Source organism: Rhodococcus sp. P4_B6, assembly GCF_056402215.1.
Map to the genome: position 1 here is coordinate 1 of NZ_JBFUHV010000261.1, position 8,806 is coordinate 8,806.

The window sequence follows — 8,806 nt, forward strand, 5'->3', positions numbered from 1 at the left end:
CCTATAGCTCAGTTGGTAGAGCAAGTGACTCTTAATCACTGGGTCCGGGGTTCGAGTCCCTGTGGGCGCACTTGCACGAAGGCCCCCATCCTCTCACGAGGATGGGGGCCTTTTTCGTTGTCACCATCTCACCGGACCGTGCGGGCGGTCAGATGACGAACGGGCCGCCGGAACGTGAAGTCACTGCGAACTTCACCTCCGACGGCCCGTTGTCACGGGGGGTCGTTCAGCGCAACGCTTTGCGGAGCACCAGGAGCCCTGCCACCGCACCCACGGCGATCAGTCCGTACTTGACCGCCGGCTCGTTCAGCTTCGCGATCAGCGTCCGCTTCGTGTTCTCCACGAGCCGCTTCGGGTTGGTGCGGACCGTCAATTCGTCGAGAGTGCTCGCGAGCTGATTACGCGCGTTCTCGATCTCACGCTCGATGCTCTCGGTGTCCCTGGGCACGTGTCCTCCAACTTGTTCGACTGGTTCGATCAGCGAGAGCGACGCTACCGCGGCGTTCCCACACTTGTGTCAACCGTAGACGAGAACTCCCGGCCTGCGACCCCGTCTTCCCAGTCGCCGTCTCCCCCAATCGCCCTTCGGCCCACTGTCGCCCCTGCCCGGTAGCCTGACTTCTCGTGACCGACAACAGCAGACTCGCCCCTGGAGACACCGCCCCCGCCTTCACGCTGCCCGACGCCGACGGCAACGACGTGTCGCTCGCCGACTTCCGCGGCCGCAAGGTCGTCGTGTACTTCTACCCGGCGGCGAGCACGCCGGGCTGCACCAAACAGGCCTGCGACTTCCGCGACAATCTCGCCGACCTCAACGGCGCAGGACTGGACGTGATCGGCATCTCCCCCGACAAGCCGGCCAAGCTCGCCAAGTTCCGCGACAACGAGGAACTGACGTTCCCGCTCCTGTCCGACCCCGAGAAGACCACCCTCGAGGCGTGGGGCGCGTTCGGCGAGAAGAAGATGTACGGCAAGACGGTGCAGGGCGTCATCCGCTCCACGTTCCTCGTCGACGAGGACGGGAAGATCGAGGTGGCCCAGTACAACGTCCGGGCCACCGGCCACGTCGCGAAACTGCGGCGGGACCTGTCCGTCTGATCGGCGCGACGGGCGGCTGTGTCTCGTCAGCCGCCCGTGAGCCGTTCGATGCCGTCGAGCATCCGGTCGAGGCCGAACCGGAAGTCGTGTTCGAGCCAGTGCGCGTCATCTTCGTCACCGGCATCGAACGCACCCCCCTCGATCGCCGCCCGCAGTGCGGGAAACCGCTTCTCGTCGAGCAGTAGCGGGAGCAGCCGGGCGTAGTCGACCTGCTCCGCCTTCGCCGACCGTTCCAGGTCCAGCGCGAACCGCGCCCGCCCGATCACGAACAGCGAAACGTTCAGCACCACTTGCAGCTTCCGGTCCTCGCTCAGGCCGGTGTCGGCCAGCGACTGCAGACCGGCTTCCAGCCACGCGAGATTGTTGGGGCCCGTCGGAGGAGCGGAGATGGTCACCTCCGGCCACCACGCGTGCGCCCGGACCGCCCGGTACTCGCCCAGCGCCCAGGATTCGAGCCGGTCCCGCCATCCACCCGATACGACGAGCCCGCTGGGCTGACCGATGGCCCGATCGGCCATCAGCTCCACCAGATCGTCCTTGCTGTCGACGTACCGGTACAGCGACATCGTGGTGAACCCGAGCTGCTTCGCGACCCGGCTCATGGACAGGCCCGCGAGACCTTCGGCGTCCGCCACCTCGATGGCCGCATCGACGACCCGTTCGAGGCTGAGCCCTTTCCGCGGTCCGCGAGTCCCCGGTTCCTCGATCCCCCATGCCAGCCGGACCGCCTTGGGCAGAGTGGCGGTGGAGCGGTCGTCCGGAAGGTCGTTCGATGGGGGCATGCACGGGTCCACTTCGTCGGGGTCTTGCGCTCATCCTAAAACTGCGTACGCTGCACACCATGAGTATACGAGATACACAGTTTTCGGAGTCGGCCATCTCTGTCCGGGGATTGCGCAAGAACTACGGAAACGTCGCCGTCCTGAACGGCATCGACCTCGACGTGCCACGCGGCAGCGTGTTCGCTCTCCTCGGCGCCAACGGGGCGGGTAAGACGACGATGGTCCGCATCCTGTCCACGCTGACACCGCCGGATGCGGGCACGGTGACCATCGCCGGCCACGACCTCCGTCGCGACCCGCAGGGAGTCCGGCGAAAGATCAGCCTCACCGGGCAGTACGCGGCGGTCGACGACCTCCTGACCGGCGAGGAGAATCTCCGGCTCATGGCCCGGCTGAGCCACCTCGGCCGGGCGGACGGCCGGACACGCACGCGCGAACTGCTCGAACGGTTCGACCTGGTGGACGCGGGAGCCCGCCGCGCGGGAACGTACTCGGGCGGCATGACCAGGCGCCTCGACCTGGCGATGAGCCTGATCTCCGGCCCCGACATCATCTTCCTGGACGAACCGACCACCGGACTCGACCCGCGCAGCCGTCAGAGCATGTGGGAGATGGTCCGGCGCCTCGTCGACGACGGCGTCACCGTCTTTCTCACCACCCAGTACCTCGAGGAAGCCGACCACCTGGCAGACCGGGTCGCCGTCCTCCACGGAGGCGGGGTCGTCGCCGAGGGGACCCCCGCCGAACTGAAACGCCTCGTTCCCGGCGGCCACCTCGAGCTGACGCTCACGCAGCCGTCCGAACTGCACCACGTCGCACGCGCCTTCGGCGACGCCGTCCTCGACACCGAGCGTCTGGCGATCCAGGTGCCCACCGACGGGAGCATCGGCCAATTGAAGTCTCTTCTCGGACGGATCGACGACCAGAGTGTCACCGTCGACACGCTCTCGCTCCACGCCCCCGATCTCGACGACGTCTTCTTCGCGCTCACCGACACGTCGAACGCGTCCCCGATCCGGAACGAGGCGACAGCCCGATGATCACCGGCATACGGTCCGCCGTGGACGACGCCGCGGCCATGACCGGTCGCAGCCTCACCCGCATGCTCCGCACTCCCGAGACGATGATCATGGGCGTCGCTCTTCCGGTGATGCTGCTGCTGTTGTTCGTGTACGTCTTCGGCGGGGCCATGCAGACCCGGACCGGGTACCTCGACTACGTGGTGCCCGGAATAATCCTGCTCTGCGCCGGTTTCGGTTCCTCGCAGACCGCGGTGAGCGTCACCGGAGACATGGTGCACGGCATCGTCGACCGTTTCCGGTCCATGCCGGTCGCGCGCTCGGCCTTCCTCTTCGGTCATGTTGTGTCGAGCGTCGCACGGAACCTCGTCACGTCGCTCGTCGTGATCGGCGTCGCCGTGATCATGGGATTCCGCCCCACGGCGGGACCGATGCAGTGGCTCGGCGCGCTCGCGCTCATCGCGCTGTTCATCCTCGCGATCTCCTGGCTCGCCGCCGCGCTCGGACTCGTCGCCGACAGCGAGGAAGCCGCCAACGGATTCACGTTCCTCCTCCTGTTCCTGCCATACGTCAGCAGCGCATTCGTTCCCACCGACACCATGCCGAGCTGGTTGCACGGTTTCGCCGAGAACCAGCCCGTCACGCCGGTGATCGAAACGGTCCGTGGCCTGCTGCTGGGCACACCCGTCGGCGACACGGCGTTACCCGCGGTGTCGTGGTGCGCCGGAATCGCCGCCGTCGGCGCTGTGTGGGCGATCACATCGTTCACCCGCAAGACGGCCCGCTGAGTCTCTCCCGCCCAGGTGAAACCCGACGCGTCACCGGGAGGGATCTTCGGAATCCGGACGAAAGACGGATAGCCTGGGGCGGTGGAGTCTTCAGTCAGCAAGCAAGCGCCGCGCCGTGTGGATCCGGCGTTGGAGCTGCAGTCGGACCCGCAGGAACTCCTGCCGCGCAGACGTCCGACCCAGGAACGTAGCCGCCGCAAGTTCGACGCACTGCTCACGGCATCGCGGGAGTTGCTGGTGGACGTGGGATTCGAATCGTTCACGTGCGAGGAGGTCGCCGCCCGCGCGGACGTCCCGATCGGCACGCTCTACCAGTTCTTCGCGAACAAATACGTGATCGTCTGCGAGCTCAACCGGCAGGACCTCGTCGGCGTGCAGCACGAGATCGCCCAGTTCAACGGCGAGGTCCCGTCCCTCGACTGGCTGCGGTTCCTCAATTCGTTCGTCGACCACATGGCCGGGCTGTGGACGTCTGATCCGTCGAGGCGCGAGGTGTGGCTGGCGATGCAGTCGACGCCCTCGACGCGCGCCACCGGCGCCATCCACGAGAAGGCGTTCGCGGAGCAGGTCTCGCGGATGCTGGCGCCTCTCACCCCGCAGACGTCGCGGGAGCGGCGCACGATGATGGCCGAGGTGCTCGTCCACGTCGTGTACTCGATGCTCAACTTCTCGGTGCAGGACAATCAGAGCCACGCGGACGCCGTCGCCGAACTGAAACGGCTGATGGTGGCGTACCTGCTGGTCGCCGAAAAGGAATCGCGCACCACGTAGGCGCTACGCACTCGTGCGCCCTTCCGGTTGCCGGGGCTACCAGAAAGGCGCACGAGCGCCGGAGGCGCCTACACGGATTCGATGACGGCGAACGCGCCGGCCATGTCTCCGTCGTGGGTGAGCGAGATGTGAATCTTCACATCGGTCAGATGCTTGGCGACGTCCCCGCGTAAGCGGATACTCGGTCGCCCCCACGCATCCGTCACCACCTCGATCAGGTGGTGGATCATCTCGGGCAGCACCGGCGGGCTGGCGAAGAGAGACGTGGACCAGGCCTTGATCACTGCCTCCTTCGCAGCCCACCGGGCGGCGAAATGTCTAGCCGGATCGGAGCTCCGGGTCACGGCGTCCCGACGCTCGCCCGGTGTGAAGTTGTCGAGCATGGCCGTCCCTGGCCGGTCCAGCTGCTCGGCGAACTCCGACACCGTCACGAGATCGAAGCCGATCCCCAGAACTCCCATCCGTCGTTCCTACTTGCAGCCGGGCAGACCCGAGCTGTACACGTCGTCCGCTCCGAGGCGCGCGGCCTCGGTGAGCAGGACGTCCGCCTCGAGCTGACGGGACGCGGCGGCCGGGACACTGTCGCCGCCGAAGCGACGATCCGCCGGACGCTCGTACAGGCTGCCGCCGCCGACCATGGCCTTCGCCAGACGACGCTGACCCTCGACGGTGCGCTTGCGTGCCTGCTCGAGGTACGCCTCACGCCGGTCGGCCGGGACGGCCTCGACGAACGCCTGCGAGTGGACGACCGCGACCATGCCCGACACGTGCCCGAAGCCGAGGCTGGTCAGCAGACCGGCCTTCAGCGGGAACTGCTCGCCGAAGCGGAGCGCCTCCCGGGCCCACACGAGGTGTTCGAACTCGGCCATCTTCTCGTCGACGCAGTCGAGGCTGCGGTTCGKCGGCACGATGCCCTGGTCCAGCACCTGGCAGAGACCGATCAGCTGGAATGCTGCGGCACCACCCTTGGCGTGTCCGGTGAGGCTCTTCTGCGAGACCACGAACAGCGGTGCACCTTCGCTGCGGCCGAGTGCCCCGGCGAGGCGCTCGTGCAGCTCCGCCTCGTTGGGATCGTTGGCCGCGGTGGACGTGTCGTGCTTGGAGATCACCGAGATGTCGTCGGCACTGACACCGAGCTTGCCGAGGGACTGGGCGAGCTGCGAATCCGCTCCCCCACGACCCGCGCCGAGCGCACCGATTCCGGGAGCCGGGATCGACGTGTGGACACCGTCCGCGAACGATCCGGCGTAGGCGACCACACCGAGGACGGGCAGGCCCATCTCGAGTGCCAGGTCACCGCGGGCCAGCAGGATGGTGCCACCACCCTGCGACTCGACGAACCCGCCGCGACGACGGTCGTTGGCCCGCGAGAATCGACGGTCGTCGATCCCCTTGGCCCGCATGTCGTCGGTCTTGGCCGTGGCGGACATGTCACCGAATCCGATGATGCCCTCCGCGCTGAGGTCGTCGAACCCGCCGGCGACCACGAGCTGTGCCTTGCCGAGCTTGATCTTGTCGACGCCCTCCTCGACGGACACCGCGGCCGTGGCGCACGCCGCAACCGGGTGGACCATGGCGCCGTAACCGCCGACGTAGGACTGGACCACGTGCGCCGCAATCACATTCGGCAGGGCTTCCTGCAGGATGTCGTTCGGCCGGTTCTCACCGAGCAGCGTGTCGATGTACAGCGACCTCATGGAGGTCATGCCGCCCATGCCGGTGCCCTGGGTGTTGGCGACCAGCGAGGGGTGCACCCACCGCAGCAGTTCGCTGGGCGTGAACCCACCGGTGAGGAACGCGTCCACCGTGGCGACGATGTTCCACAGGCCCACCCGGTCGACGGAGTCGGCCATGTCGGCGGGGATGCCCCACTTGGTGACGTCGAAGCCGGTCGGGATCTGGCCACCCACGCTGCGCGTGAGCTTCATCTTGCGGGGGACGCGGATCTCGGTGCCCGCACGGCGGGTGACCTGCCAGTCACCGCTGTCCGGAACCGGGGCTGCAACCGTGTTCTCCGGGTCGGCCTCGACGAAGGCGAGTGCCTCCGCCTCGGTGCTGACCACGAAGCTCAGGTCCTTGTCGAGGAAGACCGACGTGAGCAGCGGTGCAGTGTTCTCGATCATGGCGCCGTCGTCGACGTAGCGACGGATGCCGCAGTTCTCGACGACCGTGTCGTGGTACCGGTCTGCGATCTCGGCCTCCGGAACCAGTTCCCCGGTCTCGGCGTCGTACCAGCCTGCGGACGGCGTGGTCTCCCACACGACGAGTCCGGTGTTCCAGGCGAGTTCGAGAACGCCTGCCGCCGAAAGCTCTTCGTCGACCTCCATCTCGAAGCGGGTGCGCGAGGAACCGAACGGTCCGAGCTCACCGGCGCCGACGATGACGACGAGGTCCTCCGGAGCCGCAGTGACGCCGGACCAGGCCGGAGCCACTGACGCGGAGACCCGCGGCGGGGCGGGCAGGGCCGCGATGGTGTCGAGCGCCTCCGCGACCTCGTCGGCCTCGGCGGCGGCAGCCGCAGCGTCCTGAGCCTGCTTCGCCAGAGCGGGCAGATCCAGGTTCGCCTGGGCGAGCCCACCGGTCAGATCGGCCGCGAGCGGCTCGGTGGAGGCGAGGCGACGTGCCTCGGGCTCGCACCACTGCAGCAGCTCGGTAGCCATTTCCTGGGTGGACCAGGTACGGACTCCGGCGCCTTCGACGGCCTCGACCAGCGGGTCGTTGCCGCCCATCAGGCCGGTTCCGCGGACCCAGCCGATGAGTGCGTGCACCAGGGTGACGCGCTCGGCCCAGTTGCGCTCGGCCTTCCAGCGGCCGACCACTGCGTCCAGCGCGGCCTTGGCCTCGCCGTACGCGCCGTCGCCACCGAACAGACCGCGGTTCGGGGAACCGGGCAGCACGACGTGCAGGTGGGTGTCGACGTCACGGTCGTAACCGATCTTCGACAGTCCGCCGATGAGGCGCTCCACCGACCACAGGAGTACACGCATCTCCATTTCGGCGCGGGCGCCGGCGTCGGCGAGGTCGCCTGCCACGCGGGGCGCGGCGAACGGGAACAGCAGCGTCGGGGTGACCGCTTCCTTGACCAGCTTCTTCGATCCACCGGCCGTCTCGTACTGGGCTTCACCGATCCACTCGATGAGTGCGTCGATGTCCGTGTAGGACGCCATGTTCGCGGGAACCACCCACAGGGCGGCACCGGCGCGGGCATTGCGGCGGTACAGGTCGCGGTAGAAGCCGAGACGCTTGTCGTCGAGACGCGAGGTGGTCACGAAGACCGTCGCGCCGCCGGCGAGGAGCTTCCCTGCGACCGAGGCCGCGATGGAGCCCTTGCTGGCGCCGGTGACGACGGCGACCTGGTCTGCCCATTCCGGGGTCTCGTCGGTGACGACGACTGCCGCCTCCGCGATGCGTCCGTACTTCTCGGCCAGAGCCGTGCGACCCTCGTCGGTTGCGCGGGCCTGCCACCATGCGGCCTGTGCCGCAACGGACTTGCCTGCACCGGCGAAGCCTTCGATCTCGAGGGACTCGGAGCCTGCCGCGTCGATCCAAAGACGAGCCAGGTCCTCACGTGCGCTGGCCCAGCGGTCGTCGAGGAGCACCGCCCGCTTGGCGTCGAACGCGGGAGCGACGAGTCGCGGCCAGTCGGAACCGAGTTCCGCCGACACGAGGTCGACGAGTTCGGTGTCGGTCGGCTGCGCTGCAGCCGCCGTGTCGCCGGCGAAGCCGAGCTGCTCGAGCACGAGGCGGGCAGCCGAGGCCAGCACGCCGTCGCGGCCCGTGATGTGCTCGGTGAACTCACCCAGCGCCGCTGCGTCGACGGTGCCACCGGCTCCGCCGCCCGAGGACGGGAGGGAGACGCTGATTCCGCGGCGCGAGGCGACTGCGGCCACTGCGCTGTCGATGACGGCGTCCACTGCGGCGCCGTCGGCGAGACCGCCGCCGGCCAGGCCGCCGAGGTCACCACCACGGATGCTGGAACCGTCGCGGGTTCCGAGCGCCACCTCGGCGGTGACGTGGTACGCCCAGCCGTCGCCGAGTTCCCAGACCTTCTTCACACGGTCCGCGATGGCCGCGGGACGACGACCCGAGGGGCCGAAGACCTTACGGAGGTGATCGTTGATCGAGTCGGACAGCACCGGGCCGAACGGCTTGTACGTGCGGGCCAGGGAGTCGACCGTGCCGGCGAGCGAGCCCATGTCGGCGTCTGCGGCACCGTCGATCGCGCCGAGCGAGAGCTCGGAGCCGAGGTCGACGAGCAGCTGGTTACGCCGCGAGGACACGCCGTCGCACAGCGCCTCGATCGTGTCGACGGGGCCGACCTGGTCGGGGCGGAGCTTCGTCCACAGGC

General features: G+C 68.2%; 8 protein-coding genes. 4 read left to right on the forward strand and 4 right to left on the reverse strand.

The features are described 5' to 3' along the window. Positions 1-226: 226 nt before the first annotated feature. On the reverse strand, positions 227-448 hold the full coding sequence (locus tag AC1DWT_RS47415; protein ID WP_037236402.1) for a DUF3618 domain-containing protein: 222 nt from the start codon (positions 446-448) through the stop codon (positions 227-229). A gap of 176 nt (positions 449-624) precedes the next feature. On the opposite strand from AC1DWT_RS47415, the gene bcp reads away from it, so the two are divergent. Further along, positions 625-1,098 (forward strand): thioredoxin-dependent thiol peroxidase, encoded by a 474-nt coding sequence (bcp, locus tag AC1DWT_RS47420; RefSeq protein WP_095864958.1) that lies wholly within the window; start codon positions 625-627, stop codon positions 1,096-1,098. A gap of 26 nt (positions 1,099-1,124) precedes the next feature. Here bcp and AC1DWT_RS47425 read toward each other — a convergent pair whose 3' ends face one another. Continuing rightward, positions 1,125-1,880 (reverse strand): TetR/AcrR family transcriptional regulator, encoded by a 756-nt coding sequence (locus tag AC1DWT_RS47425; RefSeq protein WP_072947036.1) that lies wholly within the window; start codon positions 1,878-1,880, stop codon positions 1,125-1,127. Positions 1,881-1,939: 59 nt separating this feature from the next. Between AC1DWT_RS47425 and AC1DWT_RS47430 the strand changes: the two genes are divergently transcribed. The 3 genes from AC1DWT_RS47430 (at position 1,940) to AC1DWT_RS47440 (ending at position 4,458) form a co-directional block, all read left to right on the forward strand. Further along, positions 1,940-2,920, forward strand: coding sequence for an ATP-binding cassette domain-containing protein (locus AC1DWT_RS47430; RefSeq protein ID WP_206012773.1), 981 nt, complete (start codon positions 1,940-1,942; stop codon positions 2,918-2,920). Beyond that, a complete protein-coding gene (locus AC1DWT_RS47435; protein ID WP_241031280.1) occupies positions 2,917-3,687 on the forward strand; it encodes an ABC transporter permease in 771 nt (256 codons plus the stop codon). Before AC1DWT_RS47430 ends, AC1DWT_RS47435 begins: the two co-directional genes overlap by 4 nt. A gap of 81 nt (positions 3,688-3,768) precedes the next feature. Then, positions 3,769-4,458 carry a TetR family transcriptional regulator gene (locus AC1DWT_RS47440; protein ID WP_072947030.1) on the forward strand — a complete coding sequence of 230 codons (690 nt, stop codon included), beginning with the start codon at positions 3,769-3,771 and terminating at the stop codon, positions 4,456-4,458. Between the two features lie 68 nt (positions 4,459-4,526). Here AC1DWT_RS47440 and acpS read toward each other — a convergent pair whose 3' ends face one another. Together acpS and AC1DWT_RS47450 are read right to left on the reverse strand one after the other, a co-directional pair. Further along, on the reverse strand, positions 4,527-4,919 hold the full coding sequence (acpS, locus tag AC1DWT_RS47445; protein WP_009474123.1) for a holo-ACP synthase AcpS: 393 nt from the start codon (positions 4,917-4,919) through the stop codon (positions 4,527-4,529). Between the two features lie 9 nt (positions 4,920-4,928). Next, on the reverse strand, positions 4,929-8,806 hold a 3,878-nt coding region (locus AC1DWT_RS47450; protein ID WP_477925923.1), incomplete at its 5' end, for a beta-ketoacyl synthase N-terminal-like domain-containing protein.

What these genes read in the sequence shown, in the direction of transcription:
- AC1DWT_RS47425 (WP_072947036.1), bottom strand. Translation starts at nt 1,880, where the DNA reads ATGCCCCCATCGAACGACCTTCCGGACGACCGCTCCACCGCCACTCTG.
- AC1DWT_RS47430 (WP_206012773.1), top strand. Translation starts at nt 1,940, where the DNA reads ATGAGTATACGAGATACACAGTTTTCGGAGTCGGCCATCTCTGTCCGG.
- AC1DWT_RS47435 (WP_241031280.1), top strand. Translation starts at nt 2,917, where the DNA reads ATGATCACCGGCATACGGTCCGCCGTGGACGACGCCGCGGCCATGACC.
- acpS (WP_009474123.1), bottom strand. Translation starts at nt 4,919, where the DNA reads ATGGGAGTTCTGGGGATCGGCTTCGATCTCGTGACGGTGTCGGAGTTC.